The sequence below is a fragment of the Streptomyces sp. PSU-S4-23 genome, from assembly GCF_055632315.1.
In genome coordinates this window covers 6281380-6304025 of sequence record NZ_JBVMUU010000002.1, presented here as the reverse complement: position 1 = coordinate 6304025, position 22646 = coordinate 6281380, and the positions used below count along the sequence as shown (strand labels likewise).

The window sequence follows — 22646 nt, the reverse complement described above, 5'->3', positions numbered from 1 at the left end:
TTGTGGTGCCCTACAGCGCGTCGGGGCCGCGCTCACCGGTCCGGACCCGGACGACCGTCTCGACCGGGAGGGACCAGACCTTGCCGTCTCCGATCTTGCCGGTACGGGCCGCCTTGACGATGACGTCGATGAGCTGTTCGGCGTCGTCGTCCTCGGCCAGCACCTCGATGCGGATCTTGGGGACGAGGTCCACGGTGTACTCGGCGCCGCGGTAGACCTCGGTGTGTCCCCGCTGCCGACCGTAACCGCTCGCCTCGGTGACCGTCAGTCCGTGCACCCCGAAGGCCTGGAGGGCCTCCTTGATCTCGTCGAGCCGGTGGGGCTTCACGACGGCGGTGATGAGCTTCATGCGTCCACCTTCTTGGTCTCCGTGGCGGCCAGGGCCGACGCGGCGCTTCCGACGACCCCGCCGCCCGCGCCGCTGAAGTCGTATGCGGTCTCGGCGTGCTCGGCCTGGTCGATACCGGAGACCTCCTCGTCCTCGGAGACCCGCATCCCGATCGTCTTGTCGAGGACGAAGGCGAGGACCGCGGAGGCGACCAGCGAGTAGGCGAGGACCGCGAAGACACCCGCGCACTGCTTCCAGAACTGGTCCATGCCGCCGCCGTAGAAGAGGCCCTTGACGTCGGACTGGCCCTTGCCGCTGGCGAAGAAGCCGATCAGCAGCGAGCCGACGACACCGCCGACCATGTGGACGCCGACGACGTCGAGGGAGTCGTCGTAGCCGAACCTGTACTTCAGGCCGACGGCCATGGCGCACAGGACACCGGCGATGGCGCCGACGGCGATCGCGCCGAGCGGGGAGACCGCGCCGCCGGACGGGGTGATCGCGACCAGGCCGGCGACGGCACCGGAAGCGGCGCCCAGCGTGGTGAACGCGCCGTGGCGGATCTTCTCGTAGGCCAGCCAGGCGAGCATGGCGGCCGCGGTGGCGACCTGTGTGTTGACGAACATCAGCGGGCCGACGCCGTCGTCGTTGCCGAGCCACGAGCCGGCGTTGAAGCCGAACCAGCCGAACCACAGGAGACCGGCGCCGAGCATGACCAGCGGGAGGCTGTGCGGACGCATCGGGTCCTTCTTGAAGCCGACGCGCTTGCCGATGACGAGGATCACGCCGAGCGCCGCGGCACCCGCGTTGATGTGGACCGCCGTACCGCCGGCGAAGTCGATCACGCCCAGCTCGAAGGCCCAGCCGCCGGTGCCCCAGACCCAGTGGGCGACCGGGAAGTACACGAGGGTGGCCCACAGCACCAGGAAGAGCGACCAGGCCGTGAACTTCACCCGGTCGGCCAGCGCGCCGCTTATCAGGGCGGGCGTGATGATGGCGAACATCAGCTGGAAGACGGCGAAGACGAAGACCGGGATGGTGTAGCCGTCCCAGAGGTCCGCCTTCCCGATGCCGCCGAAGCCCACGAAGTCGGAGGTCCACCCGACGATCGAGCCCTTGTCGGTGCCGAAGGCCATGGAGAAGCCGTAGAGCACCCACAGGATGGTGACGATGCCCAGGCTGATGAAGCTCATCATCAGCATGTTCAGGGTGCTCTTGACGCGGACCATGCCTCCGTAGAAGAAGGCCAGGCCCGGGGTCATGAGCATCACCAGGGCGGAACAGATCAGCATGAAGCCTGTGTTGGCGGACGACAACTTGGGTGCGTCCGCCGCAAGCATGATGGCTGGTGCCATCGGCGTCTCCTCGTCGGTTGGTACGGCCCCGTGCGGGCGAAGCCTGAGCGGTCCGGTGTCATGAGGGGTGGGCCGGTTATGCGCCATGAGATTGGCGCAGCGCGGTTTCGGTCGACTGCCCTCGATGTTTCGCCGCAGTGACGAAGGCGCCGGGCGTGTTACGCATTGATGAACTGCCGGATGGCGGCCGCGTCGATCGTTATCGTGACGCAACCTTCTGTGAATGGCATGGCCAAATGCCCCCGACGGATCACCCGTGATGTCCGGCCGCGTCTCCCGGCGCCGTCGCTCCGCGGGGCGTGGCAGACGGATCCGGCCGCGGCGGCCATCCGATGACCTGGCATGGGGGAGCCGAGTCGGGCAGTTCGGGACGGCCGCCGCGGCCGGGGTCGTTGGGGCCCTTGGGGTCCGGCGGGCGTGGGAGGGTCAGACCGCCTCGGCGGTCTCCGGCAGCCGGGCGGCGAGGTGATCGCTCAATTCGACGATCTGGGAAAGATCACCGAAATCGCGTACAGCCGTGTCGACGGTTTTTCGAATACGAGTGTTGACGCGCTCGGAGCGCACTTTTCCGGCGATGTCCATGGCCTTCTTGGCCACCACCGCGCTCTGCTCGGGTTCGCGCTGGAGAAGGTGCACGGTGGCCATGCCGATGAGGTTGAGGGCGTACGACCGCTGGTGCTCGGCGTCCGCCTCGAAGAGGTCGACGGCCTTCTGCATCAGGGGCTCGGCCAGGCAGGCGTAGGTGGGGCTGCGGCCCGCCACATAGGCGAGGTCGCGGAAGGAGTGGGAGTTCTCCGCGTACAGCTCGGCCTCGGAGAAGAAACGGATCCAGTCGGGCTCGGGCTCGTCGAACTCCAGCGCGTCGGCGAAGGTGTCCTCGGCCATCCGGACGGCACGCTTGCACTTGCCGGGCTGGCCCATGTTGGCGTAGGCGCGCGCCTCCATCGCATACAGCATCGCCTGGGTGCGCGGGCCCGCGCAGTCCCGGCTGCCGTACTGGGCGAGGTGGATGAGTTCCAGGGCGTCCTCGGGCCGGCCGAGGTGGATCATCTGGCGGCTCATGCTGGAGAGGATGTACGACCCCAGCTGCTTGTCCCCCGCTTCCTTGGCGGCGTGCAGCGCGAGGACGAAGTACTTCTGCGCGGTGGGCTGCAGCCCGACGTCGTAGCTCATCCAGCCGGCCAGCTCGGCGAGCTCGGCGGCGACCTTGAAGAGGCGCCTGGCGGTGGCCTCGGGCTGGGACTCCTGGAGGAGGTCGGTGACCTCGTGCAGCTGGCCGACGACCGCCTTGCGGCGCAGTCCGCCGCCGCACTGCGCGTCCCACTGCCGGAACATCACGATGGTGGTCTCGAGGAGGTCCAGCTCGGGCTTGGAGAGCCGGCCGCGGACACGCCCGGACGACACGGGCCGCGCTTCGTCACCGGGGGCCGCGGGGCCCGGCACCAGCCAGCGCTGCAGGGGCTCGATGAGGGACGGGCCCGCGGACAGGACCAGCGAGGTCCCGAGGAAGCCGCGCCGCGCCAGCATCAGGTCGCTGCGCGAGAACTCGCTGATCAGCGCCACCGTCTGCGGGCCCGTCCAGGGCAGGTCGATGCCTGACACGGAGGGTGACTGGTGGGCGGTGCGCAGCCCGAGGTCCTCGACCGCCACCACACACCCGAAGCGCTCCGAGAACAGCTCCGACAGGATCCGCGGGATCGGCTCGCGCGGGTTCTCCCCGTCGAGCCAGCGGCGCACGCGGGAGGTGTCCGTGGAGATGTGGTTGGCCCCCAACTGGCGTGCCCTGCGGTTCACTTGACGCGCCAGCTCACCCTTCGACCAGCCGCTGCGCACGAACCACGAGCCGAGCAGCTCATTGGGGCGCTTGTCAGCGTTCGCACCACTCTCGCCGTTGCCGCCCACTGGAACGCCCCCATCCCTGAAACCACTTGTGCGCTTGCGTGCGCCAAGCCCTACCAGCATGCCGGTGGATACGGTCCCGCGTCCGGCACTTCTCACCCGCCGGACGGGACCCGACTTGCCTCCGGCATACCCACGCGTGCACGCGTTCCTAGGAACCGTGCACTCAAAGTAGTCTCACGATCACCCGTCCAGCCATGGCGGTTCAAGAATCGCCACCATTCGCCACCCCTTCGAATGAACCCACACACGCCTCCGCACGATTCACTTGACACATGCCGGACGGAAGCGGGTGGAGCGGTGCACTCACCGGCGCGCGCCGCCGACCGCACCACCCCGGGCGCAACGGGGCGCTGCCCGAACCCCGCGGGACGACCGACGGGAAGGAAACACAGAGTCACGCCCTGCTTTCGCCCCGTAACCACCGGCTCGCTGGAACCGTTGGAGGGGGCATGGGCTTCACGATCGGCGGCACGCGGGGGATCCGCGAGATCCGGCCCGGCGCTCGACGCCGGGGCCGCTCGCCGGAGTGCACCGCCGTGGCCGAGTACACGGGCCTGTGGGGCTGGGACGTGGTGCCCGGCGCACGGGCGGCCGCGGGAGCGTGCTCGTGCGGCAGGGCGGACTGCGCCGCACCCGGCGCTCATCCGCTGGACTTCGCTCCCGTCGTGCGCGCCGGAGCCACCCTCGACGAGGCGGCCGAGACCTGGGCGGAGGTGCCGGGCGCCGCGGTGATGCTGCCGGTCGGCCGCGGCTTCGACGTGATCGAGGTCGCCGAGGCGGCGGGACGGCGCGCACTGGTCCGGCTGGAGCGCATGGGCGTCCCCCTCGGCCCGGTGACGGCGACCCCGGACCGCCGCGCCCACTTCTTCGTCGCCCCGGGGTCCGCGGCGCAGCTCCCCGAGCTGCTGTACCGCATGGCGTGGGACGACGCGGCCCTCGACCTGCACGCCCTGGGCCCCGGTGCCTGCATCACGGCCCCGCCCTCGGACCGCGGCGGCCTCGGCCCGGTCCGCTGGCTGCGCTCCCCCGACCTCGACTCGGCGACGAACCCGCCGGCCGCCCGTCTGCTGATCGGCACGCTGGCGTACGTGGCCCACCGCTCACGGGTGTGAGGGCGGCGACGGCGAAGGGCCCCTCCCATCCGCTGAACCGGATGGCGGGGCCCTTCTGCGGGTACGCCGCCCGCGGCGCCGTGCGCCCCGGGCGTGCCGTCAGTCTCCGATAAGCGCATCCACGAACGCTTCCGGCTCGAAGGGAGCCAGGTCGTCGGCGCCCTCGCCGAGACCCACCAGCTTCACGGGCACGCCCAGCTCGCGCTGGACCGCCACGACGATGCCGCCCTTGGCGGTGCCGTCCAGCTTCGTCAGCACGATGCCGGTGATGTCCACGACCTCGGCGAAGACACGGGCCTGGACGAGACCGTTCTGCCCGGTCGTGGCGTCGAGCACGAGCAGTACCTCGTCCAGCGGGGCGTGCTTCTCCACGACGCGCTTGACCTTGCCCAGCTCGTCCATGAGACCGGTCTTGGTGTGCAGACGGCCCGCGGTGTCGATGAGCACGACGTCGTAGCCCATCTCCTTGCCTTCCTTGACCGCGTCGAAGGCGACGGAGGCGGGGTCGCCGCCCTCCGGCCCCCGCACGGTGTAGGCGCCGACCCGCTCGCCCCAGGTCTGCAGCTGGTCGGCGGCGGCGGCACGGAAGGTGTCGGCGGCGCCCAGCACGACGGTGCGGCCGTCGGCCACCAGGACCCGGGCGAGCTTGCCGGTGGTGGTGGTCTTGCCGGTGCCGTTCACGCCGACGACCATCACGATGCCGGGCTTGCGGGCCTCGGGCTCCGTGCGCAGGGTGCGGTCCATGCCGGTGCCGACCAGGGTGAGCAGTTCCTCGCGCAGCAGCCGGCGCAGCTCGGTGGGCGTCCGGGTGCCGAGCACCTTCACGCGCCCACGCAGCCGCTCCACCAGTTCCTGGGTGGGCTGCACACCGACATCGGCGGTGAGCAGCGTGTCCTCGACCTCCTCCCAGGTCTCGTCGTCGAGGTGCTCGCGGGACAGGAGCGTGAGCAGTCCCTTGCCGAGTGCGTTCTGCGAGCGCGACAACCGGGCGCGCAGGCGGACCAGCCGGCCGGCAGTGGGCTCGGGGATCTCGATCGGGGGCGCTTCGACGACGGGCGGCTCCTCGACGGCGACGGGAGCGGAGCCCTCCGGCAGGCCCACCTCCTCGATCGTCCGGCGCTCCTCGTCGCGCGGCGCCTCGGCCTCCTCGCCGACGTGCGGCTCGGCGGGAGGGGCGGTGATGTCGGGCGGCGTGGGGGGTGCCGGGGGCAGCGGCTTCTTCCGGCGGCTGCCGACCAGGAGCCCGCCGAGCACGCCGAGCACGACCACGGCGATGACTACAGCAAGGATGACGGTTTCCATAACGGGTCCAGTATGCGCGACCGGGCACCGGGTCGTTCGGCGGCGGCTCCGGGGCGCGCAACCCCTGGTTGTCTGACGCCCCGTCAGCTAACGTCGCCCTGCAGACCCGCCCGGCGACGGTGAAAGGGGCTCCCCATGCCCGTGACGGTCGTACGTTTCAACCTCGTCGAGCCCGGCGCCACACCCGCCTCGCTCGGCGCCCGCTACCGGACCGCGGTGGAGATGGCGGCCTACGCCGACGACCGCGGGATCACCACCGTGCAGACGGAGGAGCACCACGGGGTGGCGAACAACTGGCTGCCGTCGCCGTTCGCCTTCGCCGGGGCGGTCTTCGGCGCGACGCAGGGACGTTCCGCGGCGCGCGGCGCCCCGTCGAGGGGTGGTGGCCGGGAGACGGGTGGGCGGATCGTGGTGACCGTCTCGGCGATGATCGGCCCGCTGCACGACCCGCTGCGGCTGGCCGAGGACATCGCCGTGCTGGATCTGCTCAGCGGCGGCCGGCTGGTCACGGTCGCGGGCATCGGCTACCGGCCCGAGGAGTACGCGCACTTCGGCGTCGACTGGAGCCGGCGCGGCAGGCTCCAGGACGAGCTCCTGGAGACCCTGCTCATGGCGTGGACCGGCGAGGAGTTCCGCTACCGCGGCCGTACCGTGCGCGTCACCCCGCGCCCCTGCACCCGGCCGCACCCGCTGCTGCTGGTCGGTGGCTCCTCGAAGGCGGCGGCCCGCCGGGCCGCCCGCCTCGGCCTGCCCTTCTTCCCGAGTGCGCACCTGCCGGAACTGGAGGCGTACTACAAGGAACGGCTGGCCGAGTACGGCACCGAGGGCTGGACGATGATGCCCACGGCCGAGACCCCGCTGCTGCACATCGCCGAGGACCCGGACCGGGCGTGGGCGCACTACGGCGAGCACTTCCTGCACGAGGCGCGCACCTACGCGTCCTGGCAGTCGGACGGCATCCGGTCGGCGGTGAGGTCGGCGGCCACGACGGTGGACGAACTGCGCGCGGAGGGCGTCTACCGGATCCTGACGCCCGACGACTGCGCGGCTCTGGGCCTGGACAACTACGTGCTGCACCCGCTGGCCGGCGGGATGCCGCTCGACGAGGGCTGGCGCAGCCTGCACCTGTTCGCCGAGCGGGTGCTGCCCCGGCTCGACGGCTGATCCCCCCGCGCCCCGGGGCGCGGGCGTCCCGGGCGGCCGCGACCGCTCGCCGACCGCGGCACGCACGGCGCCGCCGTCCGGCCCGGGCAGTGACCGGACCGGACGGCGGCAGGGCACGAGGAGAAGGGCGGCGGGGACGGGTGGCCCCTCTCCTCGAGTTCGACGGCCTCCTGGCGAGGCTCAGCCCATCTCCTCCAGCGTCTTGCCCTTCGTCTCCTTCACGAACTTCAGGACGAACGGAACGGACAGCGCGGCGGAGACCGTGTAAATCACGTAGGTCGCGGAGAGGTTCCAGTCCGACAGGGACGGGAAGGTCGCGGTGATGACCCAGTTGGCGATCCACTGGGCGAAGGCGGCCACACCCAGGGCGGCGGCGCGGATCGTGTTCGGGAACATCTCGCCGAGCATGACCCAGACGACCACGCCCCAGGACAGGGCGAAGAAGAGGACGAACAGATGCGCGGCGATCAGGGCGATCCAGCCCTGTGTGCCGGGCAGCCTGCCGTCGACCAGGTGGGAGGAGAACGCCCACGCCTCCAGCGCGAGGCCGATCACCATGCCGACCGAGCCGATGACCGCGAGCGGCCTGCGGCCGACGCGGTCCACGAAGACCATCGCGATCACGGTGCCGGCGATGTTGATGACCGACGTCGTGAAGGAGTAGAGGAAGGAGTCGGCCGGGTCGACGCCGACCGACTGCCACAGCGTCGAGGAGTAGTAGAACGCGACGTTGATGCCCACGAACTGCTGGAAGACCGACAGGCCGATGCCGGTCCAGACGATCGGCCTGAAGAAGAAGCCGCCGCCGAGCAGGTCCTTGAAGGCGGGCTTGCGCTCGCTGCTCATCGCGCGTTCGATCTCCGCGACACGGGCGTCCAGGTCGCCGTCCTGGCCCTCTACCTCGGCGAGGATCTCCCGGGCCCGCTGGCGCCTGCCGACGGAGAGCAGGAAGCGGGGGGACTCGGGGATGGCCAGGGAGAGCAGGCCGTACAGGACCGCAGGGACGACCATGACGCCGAGCATGACCTGCCATGCCTCCAGGCCCAGCAGCCGGCCGCGCTGGTCGCCGCCCGCGGCGTTCAGCAGGCCCCAGTTGACCAGCTGTGAGACGGCGATGCCGGCGACGATCGCGGCCTGCTGGAAGGAGCCCAGCCGGCCGCGGTAGGCGGGCGGCGCGACCTCGGCGATGTAGGCGGGCCCGATCACGGAGGCCATGCCGATGGCGAAGCCGCCGATGACGCGCCACAGGGCGAAGTCCCACAGGGCGAAGGGCAGCGCGGAGCCGACGGCGCTGGCGGTGAAGAGGACCGCGGCGATCTGCATGCACCGGATGCGGCCGATGCGGTCGGCTATGCGGCCGGCGGTGGCCGCGCCGACGGCGCAGCCGATCAGGGCGATGGCTATGACCTGGGCCAGCGTCGCGGAGCCGATGCCGTAGCGGTCACGGACGGCCTCGACCGCGCCGTTGATCACGGAGCTGTCGTAGCCGAAGAGGAAACCGCCCATCGCGGCCGCCGCCGCGATGAAGACGACTCGCCCGAGATGGTCGGGCCGATCCGTCCTGGCTCCTGGCCGGGCCGCCTGCGCTGTGCTGGTCACGTGTGTACTCCTCGGGCCCCTGGCAACGCCGCCGGGGTGGGGTGGGCCCTCGAAGTGGCGGCCGGACGGCGGCACCTGAAGGCGAAAGCAACGTTGCAGAGACTAAGGCTTCAAGTCTCGAAGTCAATAGGGCAAGTGATGTGACCTTTAAGACCCAGCGAGGGAGTTTGCATTCATTGCTTGAACTCGACCCGGGGCTCGCCCTGGCTCCGGAACGGCGTCAGCGCAGCCGCTGGGAGATCACCTTCGACACCCCGTCGCCCTGCATGGAGACGCCGTAGAGCGCGTCGGCGACCTCCATCGTGCGCTTCTGGTGCGTGATCACGATCAGCTGCGAGGACTCCTGCAGCTCCTGCATGATGCGGATCAGCCGCTGCAGGTTGGTGTCGTCGAGGGCCGCCTCCACCTCGTCCATGACGTAGAACGGGCTGGGCCGCGCCTTGAAGATCGACACGAGCAACGCGACGGCGGTCAGCGACCGTTCCCCGCCGGACAGCAGGGAGAGCCGCTTGACCTTCTTGCCCGGCGGACGCGCCTCGACGTCGACGCCCGTGGTGAGCATGTTGTCCGGGTCGGTCAGCACGAGCCGCCCCTCGCCCCCGGGGAACAACCGGCTGAAGACACCCTCGAACTCCCGGGCCGTGTCCCGGTACGCCTCGGTGAAGACCTGCTCGACGCGCTCGTCGACCTCCTTCACCACCTGAAGCAGGTCGGCCCGGGTCTTCTTCAGGTCCTCCAGCTGCTCGCTGAGGAACTTGTGGCGTTCCTCCAGCGCCGCGAACTCCTCCAGGGCGAGCGGGTTGACCTTGCCGAGCTGCTGGTAGGCCCGCTCGGCGGCCTTGAGCCGCTTCTCCTGCTCGGCGCGCACGAACGGCCGGGGCCGGTTGCGCGGATGCTGCGGGTCCTCGGGCGCTTCCTCGCCCTCGGCCGGCGGCGAGGGCGGCACGAGCTGGTCGGGGCCGTATTCGGCGATCAGGCCCGCCGGCTCGACGCCGAGTTCCTCCAGCGCCCTGGTCTCCAGCTGCTCGATGCGCAGCCGCTTCTCGGCGCCGAGCACCTCGCCGCGGTGGACGGAGTCGGTGAGCTTGTCGAGTTCGGCCTTGAGGTCGCGGCCCTCGGTGCGGGCCGCGGCGAGTTCCTCCTCGCGGCGGGCCTTGGCGCCCTCGGCGGCGACGCGCTCCGCCTCCGCCCTGCTCAGCGACGCCTCGACATGGGCCAGGAGCTGCCGGGCACCGGAGGAGACGGCCTGAGCCACGGCGGCCTCGTGCCGCAGCCGGGCCCGCAGCCGCTCGGCACGCGCGCGTGCCTCCCGTTCGGCACGGGCGGCCCGGTCGAGGGAGTCGGCGCGGCCGGCCAGGCCCTTGACCCGCTCCTCGTGCGTACGGACCTGGAGCCGGGCCTCCATCTCGGTCTGCCGTGCGTTGGCCCCGTCCGCCGCCAGCCGGTCGCGCACGGAGGTGTCGGGCTCCTCCTCGACCGGCATCTCCTCGGCGACGGCCAGCCGCTCGACGAGTTCCTCGACCTCCTGCCGGGCCTTCTCCAGAGCCTCCTGTGCGCGGGCCGCGGCCGCGGCGGAGCGCTCGGCCTCCCCGGCGGCGCCCCGGGCCTGCCCGGCCAGCCGGCCCAGCTGCTGCGCGACCGCGGACTTCTCGCGTTCGGCCGCCCGCCGTCGTTCCCCCAGGTCCTCGACGAGCGCGGCGCACTCGGTGCGGCGCTCGGCCGCCCCCTGTTGCGTCTCGGCCAGCTCCTCGCACCGCACGGCCAGTTCGTCCAGCTCGGCGGCTGCCTCGTCGACGGACGCCTGCACTTCGAGCAGGCTCGGCGCCCCGGCCGACCCGCCGTGGGCGAGGTGTGCCCCCAGGAGGTCGCCCTCGGCGGTGACGGCCGTGAGACCGGGTCGCGCGTAGACGAGTTCCTCGGCGTCCTCCAGGGTGCCGACCACGACGATGCCCCGCAGCAGCCGCCGCAGGGCGGGCATCAGCTCGGCGGGAGCGCGGACGAGGTCGGCGGCGTACGGGCCACCCGCCGCGGGCGGCTGCTCCGCCGCGTCGTCGGGGGCGCCGCCCAGCAGCAGTGCGGCCCGCCCCGCGTCCTGCTTGCGCAGCAGGCGGATGGCCTCGGCCGCCGCGGCCGGGGTGGCGACCGCGACGGCGTCCGCCGCCGCGCCGAGGGCCGCCGCGAGGGGGACCTCGTAGCCCGGGGTCACGGACAGCAGCTCGGCCGCCGGGCCCAGGAGCCCGGAGAGGCGGTCCGTCGCCTCCAGGAGGGCGCCCGTGCCGTCCTTGCGGCGCAGTCCCAGGGCGAGGGCCTCGTGGCGGGCCGCGAGCGCCGCGCGCTTGCGCTCGGCGGCGGTGAGCGTCTCGCGTGCGGCCGACAGGCCCGCCTCCGCCGCGGCCAGCGCCTGCTTCGCGGTCTCGTGCTGCTCGGCCAGGTCGGCATCACCCGCGTCCAGGCCGTCGACCTCCGCCTTGAGCGCCTCGTACTCCTCCTGGGCGGCGACGGCGCGCTGCTGCGCCTCGTCGCGGGCGGCGGCCAGACGGTCGATCTCGGCCTGGGCGGAGGCGGCGCGGGAACGGGCCGCGCCCACCTGTCCGTTCAGCCGGGCCAGCCCCTCACGGCGGTCGGCGAGGGCGCGGGCCGCGTCCTTCAGGCGCCGCTCCTCGACGGCCAGTTCGCGCTCCAGCTCGGCCCGGTGCGCGACGGTGTCCTCCAGGGCGCGCTCCGCGGCCTCCAGGGCGGCCTCCAGCTCGGCCTCCTGCTCGCGGATGCGCGCGGCCTCGCGTTCCATGTCCTCGGGGTCGCGTCCGCGCCGCTCCTCCGGGGGTGCGGAGGTGGCGCTCTTCACGCGCGCGTCGGCCAGCGAGATCGTGCCGCGCACCCGCTCCGCGAGCTGCGACAGCTCGTACCAGGTCTGCTGGGCCCGCTGCAGACGCGGCGTCAGCCGCCGTACCTCGTCCTCCAGGAGGGCCTCGCGCTGCAGTGCCTTCTTCAGCTCGGCCTCGGCCGCCTCCTTGCGCTCCTTGAGTGCGGCCTCGTCCGCGATCTCGGCCCGGAGTGCCTCCCGCAGGCGTACGAGGTCGTCGGCGAGCAGCCGCAGCCGGGCGTCCCTGAGGTCGGCCTGGATCACGGCCGCCCGGCGCGCGACCGCCGCCTGCCGGCCCAGCGGCTTCAGCTGGCGGCGCAGCTCGTCGGTCAGGTCCTGGACGCGGGCGAGGTTCGCCTGCATGGCGTCCAGCTTCCGCAGCGCCTTCTCCTTGCGCTTGCGGTGCTTGAGCACGCCCGCGGCCTCTTCGATGAAGGCGCGGCGGCCCGTGGGGTCGGCGTGCAGGACGGAGTCGAGCTGGCCCTGGCCGACGATCACGTGCATCTCGCGGCCGATGCCGGAGTCGGAGAGCAGCTCCTGGATGTCCAGCAGGCGGCAGGTGTCGCCGTTGATCTGGTACTCGCTGCCGCCGTTGCGGAACATGATCCGCGTGATGGTGACCTCGGCGTACTCGATCGGGAGGGCCCCGTCGCCGTTGTCGATGGTCAGGGACACCTCGGCGCGGCCGAGCGGCGGGCGCCCGGTGGTGCCGGCGAAGATGACGTCCTCCATCTTGCCGCCGCGCAGCGACTTGGCCCCCTGCTCGCCCATGACCCAGCTGAGCGCGTCCACCACGTTGGACTTGCCCGAGCCGTTCGGCCCCACGACGCACGTGATCCCCGGTTCGAACCGGAGCGTGGTCGCCGAGGCGAACGACTTGAACCCGCGGAGGGTCAGGGCCTTGAGGTGCACGCCGCTGGACTCTACCTTCCGCCCGTATCTCACACTATGAACCCCGGCAACCCCGCGGTTTCACGTATGAACATGCAGGGCACACCATCCGTTAAGGAGACTGGAAGGGTGCGCGGGGGCAAGAAAGAAGGGACGCCGAGGCGTCCCTTGCATATCTGACAACTGAGCGGTTGATACGGGCGGCCCGTCCACTGCCTGTGCTGTCGTGGAGCGATGCAGTGATCAGGTGAGCGCAGGCTCCGCCTGGTGTGCGTCGATGCTCTCCATGATCCTGTCGTGAGAAGCGGCAGCCGTCAGCGCGTCGTTCTCCGCCTGGATTCGTACGAGCTCGGACTCGAGCTCCTGGACGCGCTGCTGGAGCCGTCGCATCTCGGCGAGGAGTCGAGGGTCGGAGCCGCCGACGTAACCGAGAAGCGCCTTTGCCATGATGGATGGTCCTCCACACTGAGTGACCGACCGATGCGGTGTGGGTCGTGAGGGATTCGCACCCGCGGTGCTTGGCACTCTTGAGTTGTGCTGCCGTTCTGCCATGCCAAACAGCTAAGGTGCGCGGGGCTTTCAGCGTCTCACCAAAAAGTTTGACGGTCAACACGATCACACCCTGCGCCGGCGGGTGGCCCGGGGCGGGCGGCCCTCTGCGGGCGACACCGCGGCTCCTGCGGACCCCGGAGGGCGTGGAGATCATCCTGTCCCGCGGAGCCTGCCACGACAAGCCGTTCTTGGCAACCACCAGGCCGTTTTCGCTTCGGGCGGGCACTTCTGGCACACCGGTCCGATTCCGCGCCGCGCCCGGCGGCCCGGCGCTCACCGCACCGCGAAGCCCTCGTAGCCGCCGCGGGGCGTGTCCCAAATCTCAGTGACCCCGTCCACGCGTCCGGGTGTGTCGTCGCTCCGCAACCACTCCAGCAGGCCCTCGCACCCCCGACGGGGGCCCTCCGCGACCACTTGGACGCGTCCGTCGTCCAGATTGACGGCGAAGCCGCTCAGGCCGCCGATCTGCAGTGCCTTGGCCCGCGTGAACCAGCGGAAACCCACACCTTGGACACGCCCGCGCACCCATGCGACGAGCCGTGCATCGTCATTCATGGCTGCACGCTAACCGGACAATGTCGCACCGGGCACTTCCTCCCCGGGCGCCATGCGGTACCGTCCCGACCCATAAATCTCATGTGAAACTCACTCGATCGAGTGAGTCGCGCTGACCGCAAGACCAGGAAGGCCAGGAGATTGGGACGCCACCGACGCTCCGCCGCCGGACACGCCGCCACCGGCCGCCCCGCCAGGGTCACCCAGAAGCACGAGATCCCTCCGGAGGGTTACGGCCCGGAGAACCTCTACGGCTTCGCCGCGGTACTGGAGGCCGAGCGGCGCGCGACCCGCACGCACCGCAGGAAGAAGGCCGCGACGCCGGTACGCACGGGCCTGCTGGGCGTCTCCGCGGCCGTCGCGCTCGGCACCGTGGCCGTGGCCACCGGAGTGCTGCCCGGCGGCAAGCAGTTCACGGTGAGCGGCAGCCCCGGCGACGCGGAGGCCGGCGGGAGCGCCCCGTCGGGGTTCGCGACCCAGCAGGGCGGCACGAGCGGCTCCGCGGACGACCGCGACTCCACGTCCACGAGCCGCGACGCCCACCGCTCGACCGCCCCGGTCACGACGCCCTCGACGCCGGCGTCCCCGACGACGCCGAGCGCGGAACCGTCCGCGACGGCGACGAAACCGGCGACGACCGCACCGCCGGCCGCCAAGCCCACCAAGAAGCCGAAGCCCGTCACCCCGCCGGCGAAGGTGTCCGCCGAGGCCGCGACCGAGGCCGAGGTGATCAAGCTCGTCAACCAGGAGCGGGCCAAGGTGGGCTGCAGCCCGGTGACCCAGAACGGTGATCTGAGGAAGCTGGCGGAGGCGTTCAGCCTGGACATGGCCGTGCGGAACTTCTTCGACCACACCGATCCCAGTGGCCAGGACCCCTGGGACCGCGCGGCCGCGTTCGGCATCACCAGCCTGGGCGGCGAGAACATAGCCCGCGGCCAGGCGACCGCCCAGGACGTGATGGATGCCTGGATGAACAGCCCCGGGCACCGGGCGAACATACTGAACTGCGACTTCAAGACGCTGGGCGTGGGGGTGCACTTCGGGGCCGGCGGGCCCTGGTGGACGCAGGACTTCGGCTACTGAGGCATGCGGGCGCTCGCATACGCTTGTGTCATGACCACCACGCAGGAGCAGGACCTCCCGTACGACGTGTTCTCCAAGGCGTGTCCGTCGCGCGGAACGCTGGAACACGTCACGGGCCGCTGGGGGGCCCTCACCCTCGGGGCGCTGCACGAGGGCTCGTTCCGGTTCAACGAGCTGCGCCGCCGCGTCGACGGCGTGAGCGAGAAGATGCTGTCCCAGACCCTGCACGCGCTGGAGCGCGACGGTCTCGTGCACCGCGAGGCACAGCCGACGAACCCTCCGCGCGTGGACTACGAACTCACTCCGCTGGGCCGCGAGGTCGCCGAGCGGCTGCTGGCCCTCATCCACTGTGTGGAGGGGCGCATGGACGACATCCTCTCGGCGCGCCGCGGCTACGACGAGGCACGCGCGGCCCGGGCGCCCCTCACGGGCTGACGCGCGGCGCCCGCTGGCACCTGGGGCAGAAATAGCTGGAGCGGTTCATCCAGGAGCGGCGGCGGATGGGCGCGGCACAGCGCCGGCAGGGCAGTCCCTCACGGCCGTAGGCGTTCAGCGACCGGTCGAAGTAGCCCGACTCCCCGTTGACGTTGACGTAGAGGCTGTCGAAGCTGGTGCCGCCGACGGCGAGCGCGTCGCTCATCACCTCCCGTATGCGGCCGAGGAGTTCGGCCGTGCGCGGACGGGTGAAGTGAGCGGTCGGGCGCTCGTAGTGGATCCGGGCACGCCACAGCGCCTCGTCCGCGTAGATGTTGCCGACGCCGCTGATCAACGACTGGTCGAGCAGGGCGCGTTTGATGGTCGTGCGCTTGCGGCGCAGCGCCTGGTGGAACGCCTCGTCGTCGAAGAGCGGGTCGAGGGGGTCGCGGGCGATGTGCGCGATGACGTCGGGCAGCCCGTCGGCGGTGGTCTCGTGCAGCGAGAGACCGCCGAAGGTGCGCTGGTCGACGAAGCGGAGTTCGGTTCCCGGGCCGTCCTGGAACCGGATGCGGACGCGCAGGTGCTTCTCGTCGGGGGCGTCGTGCGGCCGGACCAGGAACTGGCCGCTCATGCCGAGATGGGCCACGATCGCCGTGCCGGAGGTCTCGGCCGGGATCCAGAGGTACTTCCCGCGGCGGCTCGGGGTGCCGAGGCGCTGCCCCGTCAGCCGGTGTGCGAAATCCTCGCCGCCCGCGAGGTGCCGGCGCACGGCGCGCGCGTGCAGCACCTCGACGTGGGCCACGGTCCGGTGGGCGACCCAGCGCTCCAGGCCACGCCGCACGACTTCGACCTCGGGCAGCTCGGGCACAGGGCTCCTTCGCGGGGTGATCCGGGGACGACGTACCCCGCCGCGGCGCGTTCGCCGGGCGGGGTCCGTGAGGAGGGTCAGGCCGTGGCGGTGCCGCTCGCCGGGGCCACGGTCGTGCCGCTGCCCTCGCCGGGGGAACCGTCTGCCGCGGCCGCCGCCTTCACACGCTCGTCCGCGGCGGCGCGGATGGAGCGCCAGGCGGCCTCCGCGGCCTGCTGCTCCGCCTCCTTCTTGCTGCGGCCGGTGCCGGTGCCGTACGAGACGCCTCCGACGCGGGCGGCAGCAGTAAAGGTCTTCTCGTGGTCCGGGCCGGCCTCCGTGACCAGGTACTCGGGCACGCCGAGCCCCTCGGTCGCGGTCAGCTCCTGGAGACTGGTCTTCCAGTCCAGGCCGGCCCCGAGATTCGAGGACTTCTCGATCAGCGGGTCGAACAGGCGGTGCACCAGCTCCGCCGCCGAGTCCAGACCCTGGTCGAGATAGACCGCGCCGATCACCGCTTCGAGGGTGTCGGCGAGGATGGACGCCTTGTCCCGGCCGCCCGTGCCCTCCTCGCCCCGGCCGAGCCGGATGAAGGAGCCGAGGTCGAGCCCCCGGCCCACCTCCGCCAGCGCACGAGAGTTGACCACCGCGGCCCGCAGCTTGGCCAGCTGGCCCTCGGGCAGGTCGGGGTGGGTGCGGTACAGCGTGTCGGTGACGACGAGGCCCAGCACGGAGTCCCCGAGGAACTCCAGTCGCTCGTTCGTCGGCAGACCGCCGTTCTCGTACGCGTACGAACGGTGGGTCAGCGCACGCACCAGAAGGGCGGACTCGACCTTGTAGCCGAGCCGCCCTTCCAGAAGCGTGTGGGACGAGGCCGAGTTGTCCGCCGGACCACCCCCGCTGCGGCGGGGACCGTTCTTGGCGTCAGACATCAGACCTCTCACCAGCCGTTCAGACCTCGAGGACCTGGCGCTTGTTGTAGGTGCCGCACGAGGGGCACGCGATGTGCTGCAGCTTGGGCTCGTGGCAGCGCTCGCACGCAACCAGGGTGGGGACCGCAGCCTTCCACTGCGACCGGCGGTGGCGCGTGTTGCTGCGCGACATCTTCCGCTTCGGAACAGCCACGGCTACTTCTCCTGCTTCTCGTCGACGCCCGCTTCGGCGCCGCTCATCTCGTCCTTATCGCCGGCTTCGAGTGAAGCGGCGAGTCCCTGCAGTGCCGCCCAACGGATGTCGACGGCGTCGTGGTGGTGGTCCGGGTCGTCCGCGAGCCGCGCTCCGCACTCGGAGCACAGGCCCGGGCAGTCCTCCCGGCACACCGGCTGCATCGGCAGTGCGAGCACCACCGCATCGCGCAGCACGGGTTCGAGGTCGAACAGGCCGTCCTCGAGGAAGAGCCTGTCCTCGTCGTCCTCGGCGTCGACGGCGTTCTTGTCGGGGCCCGTGATATCACGGCCCCGGTCGTCGGCGTCAGGGTACGAGAACATCTCCTGGAAGTCCGCGTCGAGCTCCAGCTCCAGCGGCTCCAGACACCTTACGCACTCCCCCTCGGCCGTGGCACGGGCGGTGCCCGTGACGAGCACCCCTTCCATGACCGACTCGAGCCGGAGCTCCAGCTCGACCGGGGCGCCTTCCGGCACTCCGACCACCCCGTGGATCCCGAAGTCCTTCGGGGCGTCGACCGTGCGGGTCAGGCGCTGCAGCGCACCAGGACGCCGACCCAGCTCGTGCGTGTCGAACACGAGGGGGTTGCGGTGGTCGAGGCGGGCGTTCAGGGCCGTTCCTGCTTTCGGTCTTCGGGGCTCATGGGGAGGTGCGGCCCGGCACCGGGGATCCCGGTGCACCCGTGGGGTACGGGCAGCGTCGATCGCGGATGCCGACGAAACCGGCGTCGGGGCATGCGCGACCGAAGAGCCAGGATACTGGACCTTTCGCTGTGGGCCCAATCCGGTGCGCCGGGACGTCCCGGGCGGAGGATCCGGGACGCTCAGTGACCGCCGCGTCCCTGTTCGTACGCCCGCAACTGCTCGGCGCTGATCATGCTGGTGTCGAAGAGGCTGGTCTCGTCGAGGGCGTTGCCCTGGTCGTAGCCCTGGCGGCCCTGGGACTGGCCGTAGGCGTCCTGCCGGTCGTACGCGTCCTGCTGGTCGTACGCGTCCTGCTGGTCGTACCCCTGCGCCTGCGGGTAGGCGGCGGCGTAGGGATCGGCCTGCTGGTAGCCGTACGCGTCCTGCTGGGCGTACGTCTGCTGGTAGCCGTACGGGTCGGCCTGCTGCTGGTAGCCGTACGGGTCCTGCTGCTGGGCGTAGGCGGGCTGGCTCTGCTGGGCCGGGATCACGGGGGCCTGGGCCGGCGGCGCCGGGGTCCGGTCCGGGGTGTCGGAGAGCGCCGCGAGATCGGCGAGGTAGTCGGCGTCGCTGGAGTGCCGCACGGTCGAGGTGTCGTCGGCGAGGGCACCCAGGTCGTCGGTGGCGATCCGGCCGTGCAGCTTCTGGCGGCCCTTGCCGACGGCCTCCAGCGTCTTGGCGAGGACGGCCTCGAAGGCACCGAGCTTGGCGTCCACGTACGCGTCGGCGTCGCGGCGCAGCGTCTCGGGGTCGTGGCTGCGCTCGGGGGCGTCCTCGTCCTCGTAGCCGTGCTCGTCGAGGCCGGGACCGGTGCCGAGGAGCTTCTCCCGGCCCCGGCCGACCGAGCCGAGGGTCTTGGTGAGGACGACCTCGAAGTTGGCGAGCTTGGAGTCGACGTAGTCGTCGGCCTCCGCGCGGACCTCCTCCGCCTCCTGGCGGGCCTCGGCGAGGATGCGGTCGGCCTCGTTCTGGGAGCGGCGGGCGACCTCCGTGTCGGAGATCAGGGAGCCGCGCTCGGCGTGCGCGTGCTCGATGATCCGCTCGGCCTCCTGGCGGGCCCGCTCGACCATCTGCTCGCGGTCGCCGATCAGCTCCTGGGCCTGGGCCAGGGAGTCGGGCAGCGCCGCGCGCACCTCTTCGAGCATCGAGAGCAGCTCGGCGCGGTTGACCACGCACGAGGCCGACATGGGCATGGACCGGGCGCTGGAGACCATCGCGACGATCTCGTCGAGCTTCTTCTGCACGTCCACCGTGTGCTCGCCACTCTCTACAGCTGTGTTGGAGACGGACGGATCGACTGTACGACCACTCCCGCCCCACCCGACACCGGATGACGGCCTGTCAGATCCGGGGGGGGTGCCCCCGCGGAAGAGCTCAGTCCTGCCTGAGCCGCCTGGTGAGCGCCTCCAGGACGACCGGCGGCACCAGATGGGAGACGTCCCCGCCCCAGGCCGCGACCTCCTTGACGAGCGAGGAGGACAGGAAGCTGTAGGTGGGGTTGGTGGGGACGAAGAGGGTCTCCACACCGGAGAGACCGTTGTTCATCTGGGCCATCTGCAGCTCGTAGTCGAAGTCGCTGACGGCGCGCAGCCCCTTGACGATGGCGGGGATGTCGCGCTGCTTGCAGAAGTCGACCAGGAGACCGTGGAACGCCTCCACCTGGACGTTCCCGAACTCGGCGGTGACCTGGCGGATGAGATCGAGCCGCTCGTCGATCTCCAGCAGGCCCTTCTTGGACTTGTTGATCATCACCGCCACGTACACCTCGTCGTACAGCTTCGAAGCACGGGCGATGATGTCGAGGTGTCCATTGGTGATCGGGTCGAACGACCCGGGGCATACGGCGCGGCGCACTTGTGATCCCTCGCTCTCCGGTCCGGTCATCGTGCGTCTTCGCACGTAGAGGCGGCGCGACCGTACCAAAAGGTTCCTTCGCCGTAGCGACGGGCCCGGATCGCGTCGAAGCCGTCCGGCCACCGGAATTCTCCGCCTCTGGTGCTGCGCTCCACGGTGACGAGGGCATCGGCCGCGAGCCAGCCTCCCGTGCGGAGTGTGAGCAGAATCTCGCGAAGATCGTCGTCGGAGACGGCGTACGGCGGGTCCAGGAAGACGAGGTCGTACGGCCGCTGCGGCGCCGGCGTGCGGATGATCTGTTCCGCCCTGCCCGCTCTCACCTCGGCCCCGGGCAGGCCCAGTGCCCTGACGTTCTCGCGGACGGTGCGGGCGGCCCGGGCGTCGGCCTCGACGAGGAGGGTGTGGCCGGCGCCGCGGGAGAGCGCCTCCAGGCCGACCGCGCCCGAGCCGGCGTACAGGTCGAGCACGCGCTCGCCGTCCAGGGGGCCGCCGAGGAGGGACTGCCAGGTGGAGAAGAGGCCCTCGCGCGCCCGGTCGGAGGTGGGACGGGTGCCGTTCCCCGGCGGTACGGCCAGGCGGCGTCCGCCGGCCCGGCCGGCGATCACGCGGGTCATCTCTGCGGTCCTTGTCGGTGTGCGTGGGCGGTGACTTCTCCAGTGTCTCAGCCGTGCACGGCAGCCCGCCCGCCCGGACGGGCCGGGATCAGCCCTTGTCCAGGTAGCGCTCCCGCTCCTCGTCCAGGAGTGCCTCCAGGGCCGTGCGCAGGCCGGGCAGCCGCCGCAGGTCCGGGTCGCCGTCGACCACCGCGGTGGCCTCCCGGCGTGCCTCGGCGATGATCTCCTCGTCGTCGATGACGGCGAGCATGCGCAGTGAGGAGCGGGCGCCGGACTGCGCCTGCCCGAGCACGTCGCCCTCGCGGCGCTCCTCCAGGTCGAGACGGGAGAGCTCGAAGCCGTCGAGGGTGGAGGCCACGGCGTCCAGCCGCCGGCGGGCCGCGCTCGCCCCGGGCATCTCGGTGACCAGGAGGCACAGCCCGGGTGCCGAGCCCCGGCCGACGCGGCCGCGCAGCTGGTGCAGCTGCGAGACGCCGAAGCGGTCGGCGTCCATGATGACCATGACCGTGGCGTTCGGGACGTTCACGCCGACCTCGATGACCGTCGTAGCGACCAGGACGTCCGTGTCACCGGCGGCGAAGCGGCGCATCACCGCGTCCTTGTCGTCGGGCGGCATGCGCCCGTGCAGCACCTCGACCCGCAGCCCCCGCAGGGGGCCCGTGGCGAGCTGGTCGGCCACGTCGAGCACGGCGAGCGGGGGCCGCTTCTCCGCCTCGTCCTCGGGCTGCTTCCCGGCCTGCCCGGGGGCGCCGGGTTCGTCGATGTCGTCGCCGATGCGGGGGCAGACGACATACGCCTGGTGGCCGCCGGCGACCTCCTCGCGCACCCGCTCCCACGCGCGTGCCAGGAAGTGCGGCTTGTCGGCCGCCGGCACCACATGGCTGGCGATCGGCGAGCGCCCGGCCGGGAGCTGGTCGAGGACGGAGGTCTCCAGGTCGCCGAAGACGGTCATGGCGACGGTCCGCGGAATGGGCGTGGCGGTCATCACCAGCAGATGGGGCGGCTGCTTCCCCTTGCCGCGCAGCGCGTCCCGCTGCTCCACCCCGAACCGGTGCTGCTCGTCCACCACGACGAGGCCGAGGTCGTGGAACTGCACCTTGTCCTCGATCAGCGCGTGCGTGCCGATCACGATCCCGGCCTCCGCGGTGACGAGGTCGAGCAGTGCCTGCCGTCGCGCGGCCGCCCCCATGGAGCCCGTGAGCAGCACGACCCTGGTGGCCTGCTCGGCCCCGCCGAGCAGGCCACCCTCGGCGAGCTCCCCCATCATCTCGACGATCGAGCGGTGGTGCTGCTGGGCGAGCACCTCGGTGGGCGCGAGCATCGCGGCCTGCCCGCCCGCGTCGACGACGGCGAGCATGGCGCGCAGGGCCACCAGGGTCTTGCCCGAGCCGACCTCCCCCTGGAGCAGCCGGTGCATGGGGTGCTGGGTCGCCAGGTCGTCGAAGATCTCCTTCGAGACCTTCCGCTGGCCCTCCGTGAGCGTGAAGGGGAGCTTCGCGTCGAAGGCCGCGAGCAGGCCGTCCCGGGCGGGGACGCGGGCGACGGCCGGGAGCTGGGCGTCGGCGTGGCGGCGGCGGGCGAGGGCGACCTGGAGGACGAATGCCTCGTCCCACTTCAGGCGGGCGCGGGCGTCGGCGATGTCCGCCTTCGTGTGGGGGCGGTGGATCTTGAGGAGGGCCTCGGGGAGGGAGACCAGGCCCCGGCCGTCGCGGAGGGAGTCCGGCAGCGGGTCGATCGCCTCCCGGGCGCTCGGCAGCACCGTCTGCACGGCCTTGGCGATCTTCCAGGACTCCAGCTTGGCGGTGGCCGGGTAGAGGGGGATCAGGGCGCCGGCCCAGCTGTCCACCGTCTCGGCGACGTCGTCGCCGCGCAGCAGCTCGTACGCCGGGTGGGCGAGCTGGAGCCTGCGGTTGAAGACGGAGACCTTGCCCGCGAACAGGGCGCGGGTGCCCGGCAGGAGCTCCTTGTGCGGTTTGTGCACGCCGTTGCCGAAGAAGACCAGCTGGAGGCGGCCGCTGCCGTCGGTGATGGTGACCTCCAGTCGCTGCCCCTTGCCGCGCGGCGCCTTGGCCGAGGCGAAGGTGTGCAGACGGGCGTCGGCGACCTGGGCGACCACCGTGACGTGCTCGTCCATGGGGAGGTCGGCGAGGTGGGTGAGCTGGCCGCGCTCCTCGTACCGGCGCGGGTAGTGGTGGAGCAGGTCCGAGACGGTGTGCAGGCCGAGATGCTCGGCCATCACCTTCGCGGTGGCGGGGCCGAGCACCTTCTTCAGCGGTTCTTCCAGTGCGGGCACGAGATCCATTGCACACCACGCCACCGACAATGCCGTATACGTCTTGCGAATCCGCTGGTCAGCGGGAT

The 22646-nt window shown here is 71.6% G+C and carries 20 protein-coding genes; 4 read left to right on the top strand and 16 right to left on the bottom strand.

The window, feature by feature from the left end:
• Nucleotides 1-10: 10 nt before the first annotated feature.
• From ACZ79I_RS28785 to nsdA, 3 genes are all read right to left on the bottom strand, one after another.
• On the bottom strand, nucleotides 11-349 hold the full coding sequence (locus ACZ79I_RS28785) for a P-II family nitrogen regulator (RefSeq protein WP_381080415.1): 339 nt from the start codon (nucleotides 347-349) through the stop codon (nucleotides 11-13).
• Nucleotides 346-1683: an ammonium transporter gene (locus ACZ79I_RS28780; protein ID WP_471500842.1), complete on the bottom strand. Its 1338-nt coding sequence runs from the start codon at nucleotides 1681-1683 to the stop codon at nucleotides 346-348. Before ACZ79I_RS28780 ends, ACZ79I_RS28785 begins: the two co-directional genes overlap by 4 nt.
• Before the next feature lie 426 nt (nucleotides 1684-2109).
• Nucleotides 2110-3585, bottom strand: coding sequence for a transcriptional repressor NsdA (gene nsdA / locus ACZ79I_RS28775; protein ID WP_471500840.1), 1476 nt, complete (start codon nucleotides 3583-3585; stop codon nucleotides 2110-2112).
• Between the two features lie 449 nt (nucleotides 3586-4034).
• Here nsdA and ACZ79I_RS28770 point away from each other — a divergent pair, with 449 nt between their 5' ends.
• The gene (locus ACZ79I_RS28770; RefSeq protein WP_471500838.1) at nucleotides 4035-4697 is read left to right on the top strand and encodes a bifunctional DNA primase/polymerase; all 663 of its coding nucleotides are present in this window, start codon (nucleotides 4035-4037) and stop codon (nucleotides 4695-4697) included.
• Between the two features lie 99 nt (nucleotides 4698-4796).
• Here the strand turns inward: ACZ79I_RS28770 and ftsY are convergent, their stop codons facing one another.
• Nucleotides 4797-5999: a signal recognition particle-docking protein FtsY gene (ftsY, locus tag ACZ79I_RS28765; RefSeq protein WP_471500836.1), complete on the bottom strand. Its 1203-nt coding sequence runs from the start codon at nucleotides 5997-5999 to the stop codon at nucleotides 4797-4799.
• Nucleotides 6000-6134: 135 nt separating this feature from the next.
• On the opposite strand from ftsY, the gene ACZ79I_RS28760 reads away from it, so the two are divergent.
• Nucleotides 6135-7163 (top strand): LLM class flavin-dependent oxidoreductase, encoded by a 1029-nt coding sequence (locus tag ACZ79I_RS28760; protein ID WP_471500834.1) that lies wholly within the window; start codon nucleotides 6135-6137, stop codon nucleotides 7161-7163.
• Nucleotides 7164-7343: 180 nt separating this feature from the next.
• Here ACZ79I_RS28760 and ACZ79I_RS28755 read toward each other — a convergent pair whose 3' ends face one another.
• The 4 genes from ACZ79I_RS28755 to ACZ79I_RS28740 form a co-directional block, all read right to left on the bottom strand.
• Complete coding sequence (locus tag ACZ79I_RS28755; protein WP_471500832.1) at nucleotides 7344-8762, bottom strand: sugar porter family MFS transporter; 1419 nt, start codon at nucleotides 8760-8762, stop codon at nucleotides 7344-7346.
• A gap of 220 nt (nucleotides 8763-8982) precedes the next feature.
• Nucleotides 8983-12537, bottom strand: a complete 3555-nt coding sequence (smc, locus tag ACZ79I_RS28750) for a chromosome segregation protein SMC (RefSeq protein ID WP_471500830.1) — start codon at nucleotides 12535-12537, stop codon at nucleotides 8983-8985.
• A 222-nt stretch (nucleotides 12538-12759) separates the two neighbouring features.
• The gene (locus tag ACZ79I_RS28745; RefSeq protein WP_043444185.1) at nucleotides 12760-12963 is read right to left on the bottom strand and encodes a hypothetical protein; all 204 of its coding nucleotides are present in this window, start codon (nucleotides 12961-12963) and stop codon (nucleotides 12760-12762) included.
• A 378-nt stretch (nucleotides 12964-13341) separates the two neighbouring features.
• Entirely contained in the window at nucleotides 13342-13623 is a 282-nt protein-coding gene (locus tag ACZ79I_RS28740) for an acylphosphatase (RefSeq protein WP_471500828.1), read from the bottom strand.
• A 141-nt stretch (nucleotides 13624-13764) separates the two neighbouring features.
• Here ACZ79I_RS28740 and ACZ79I_RS28735 point away from each other — a divergent pair, with 141 nt between their 5' ends.
• A complete protein-coding gene (locus ACZ79I_RS28735) occupies nucleotides 13765-14706 on the top strand; it encodes a CAP domain-containing protein (RefSeq protein WP_471500826.1) in 942 nt (313 codons plus the stop codon).
• A gap of 30 nt (nucleotides 14707-14736) precedes the next feature.
• Nucleotides 14737-15141: a winged helix-turn-helix transcriptional regulator gene (locus ACZ79I_RS28730; protein WP_471500824.1), complete on the top strand. Its 405-nt coding sequence runs from the start codon at nucleotides 14737-14739 to the stop codon at nucleotides 15139-15141.
• Here ACZ79I_RS28730 and mutM read toward each other — a convergent pair.
• The 8 genes from mutM to recG all read right to left on the bottom strand — a co-directional run bounded on the left by mutM (nucleotide 15131) and on the right by recG (nucleotide 22587).
• Complete coding sequence (mutM, locus tag ACZ79I_RS28725) at nucleotides 15131-15991, bottom strand: bifunctional DNA-formamidopyrimidine glycosylase/DNA-(apurinic or apyrimidinic site) lyase (protein ID WP_471500822.1); 861 nt, start codon at nucleotides 15989-15991, stop codon at nucleotides 15131-15133. The two genes, ACZ79I_RS28730 and mutM, sit on opposite strands and share 11 nt — an antisense overlap.
• Nucleotides 15992-16068: 77 nt before the next feature.
• Nucleotides 16069-16902, bottom strand: a complete 834-nt coding sequence (gene rnc, locus ACZ79I_RS28720; protein WP_471500820.1) for a ribonuclease III — start codon at nucleotides 16900-16902, stop codon at nucleotides 16069-16071.
• A 19-nt stretch (nucleotides 16903-16921) separates the two neighbouring features.
• Nucleotides 16922-17095 (bottom strand): 50S ribosomal protein L32, encoded by a 174-nt coding sequence (gene rpmF / locus ACZ79I_RS28715; RefSeq protein ID WP_007493396.1) that lies wholly within the window; start codon nucleotides 17093-17095, stop codon nucleotides 16922-16924.
• Between the two features lie 2 nt (nucleotides 17096-17097).
• Nucleotides 17098-17745: a YceD family protein gene (locus ACZ79I_RS28710; RefSeq protein WP_471505297.1), complete on the bottom strand. Its 648-nt coding sequence runs from the start codon at nucleotides 17743-17745 to the stop codon at nucleotides 17098-17100.
• A gap of 212 nt (nucleotides 17746-17957) precedes the next feature.
• Nucleotides 17958-19067 carry a cell division initiation protein gene (locus tag ACZ79I_RS28705; protein ID WP_471500817.1) on the bottom strand — a complete coding sequence of 370 codons (1110 nt, stop codon included), beginning with the start codon at nucleotides 19065-19067 and terminating at the stop codon, nucleotides 17958-17960.
• 124 nt (nucleotides 19068-19191) lie between these two features.
• Nucleotides 19192-19671: a pantetheine-phosphate adenylyltransferase gene (coaD, locus tag ACZ79I_RS28700; protein ID WP_471500815.1), complete on the bottom strand. Its 480-nt coding sequence runs from the start codon at nucleotides 19669-19671 to the stop codon at nucleotides 19192-19194.
• Between the two features lie 26 nt (nucleotides 19672-19697).
• Nucleotides 19698-20285, bottom strand: coding sequence for a 16S rRNA (guanine(966)-N(2))-methyltransferase RsmD (gene rsmD, locus ACZ79I_RS28695; protein ID WP_471500813.1), 588 nt, complete (start codon nucleotides 20283-20285; stop codon nucleotides 19698-19700).
• 88 nt (nucleotides 20286-20373) lie between these two features.
• Nucleotides 20374-22587 (bottom strand): ATP-dependent DNA helicase RecG, encoded by a 2214-nt coding sequence (gene recG, locus ACZ79I_RS28690; protein WP_471500811.1) that lies wholly within the window; start codon nucleotides 22585-22587, stop codon nucleotides 20374-20376.
• Nucleotides 22588-22646 lie beyond the last annotated feature (59 nt).

Coding starts and splice junctions, on each gene's coding strand:
- ACZ79I_RS28785 (WP_381080415.1), bottom strand. CDS start 349: ATGAAGCTCATCACCGCCGTCGTGAAGCCCCACCGGCTCGACGAGATC.
- ACZ79I_RS28780 (WP_471500842.1), bottom strand. CDS start 1,683: ATGGCACCAGCCATCATGCTTGCGGCGGACGCACCCAAGTTGTCGTCC.
- ACZ79I_RS28770 (WP_471500838.1), top strand. CDS start 4,035: ATGGGCTTCACGATCGGCGGCACGCGGGGGATCCGCGAGATCCGGCCC.
- ftsY (WP_471500836.1), bottom strand. CDS start 5,999: ATGGAAACCGTCATCCTTGCTGTAGTCATCGCCGTGGTCGTGCTCGGC.
- ACZ79I_RS28760 (WP_471500834.1), top strand. CDS start 6,135: ATGCCCGTGACGGTCGTACGTTTCAACCTCGTCGAGCCCGGCGCCACA.
- ACZ79I_RS28745 (WP_043444185.1), bottom strand. CDS start 12,963: ATGGCAAAGGCGCTTCTCGGTTACGTCGGCGGCTCCGACCCTCGACTC.
- ACZ79I_RS28740 (WP_471500828.1), bottom strand. CDS start 13,623: ATGAATGACGATGCACGGCTCGTCGCATGGGTGCGCGGGCGTGTCCAA.
- ACZ79I_RS28730 (WP_471500824.1), top strand. CDS start 14,737: ATGACCACCACGCAGGAGCAGGACCTCCCGTACGACGTGTTCTCCAAG.
- rnc (WP_471500820.1), bottom strand. CDS start 16,902: ATGTCTGACGCCAAGAACGGTCCCCGCCGCAGCGGGGGTGGTCCGGCG.
- rsmD (WP_471500813.1), bottom strand. CDS start 20,285: ATGACCCGCGTGATCGCCGGCCGGGCCGGCGGACGCCGCCTGGCCGTA.
- recG (WP_471500811.1), bottom strand. CDS start 22,587: ATGGATCTCGTGCCCGCACTGGAAGAACCGCTGAAGAAGGTGCTCGGC.